We start from the raw sequence: 346 nt of genomic DNA, 5'->3' as shown, positions 1-346 counted from the left end.
CATCGTGTCGCGAAAATTTGAGAGACTCGAACACACCATTAAAGATGTGTCGTTTCAATTTTCAGCTTGATCCAGATTTTTAAAGAGCAAAACTTCGCAGTGAACCTTTTCAGGTACACTCTGAAGTTTTCTTGTATTCAGCAGTAAAGGATGGTGGAGCTATGCGGGATCGAACCGCAGACCTCCTGCGTGCAAGGCAGGCGCTCTCCCAGCTGAGCTATAGCCCCATCGTAGTTAACCTCTTCAAATCCGCCGGGCGAATTTGGTAGGCCTGAGTGGACTTGAACCACCGACCTCACCCTTATCAGGGGTGCGCTCTAACCACCTGAGCTACAAGCCTGTAGAG

The 346-nt window shown here is 49.4% G+C and carries 2 tRNA genes; both read right to left on the bottom strand.

Annotated elements, in window-relative coordinates:
• Window positions 1–151: 151 nt before the first annotated feature.
• A tRNA-Ala gene (locus AB6V08_RS23180) sits at window positions 152–227 on the bottom strand.
• Window positions 228–263: 36 nt separating this feature from the next.
• Window positions 264–340 (bottom strand) — tRNA-Ile (locus tag AB6V08_RS23175).
• Between the last annotated feature and the right edge of the window lie 6 nt (window positions 341–346).

This window comes from Enterobacter soli, from assembly GCF_964208575.1.
Classification (GTDB): Bacteria; Pseudomonadota; Gammaproteobacteria; order Enterobacterales; family Enterobacteriaceae; genus Enterobacter; species Enterobacter soli_A.
The sequence above is the reverse complement of the archived record's forward strand: the minus strand, read 5'-3'. Positions and strand labels throughout refer to the sequence as shown.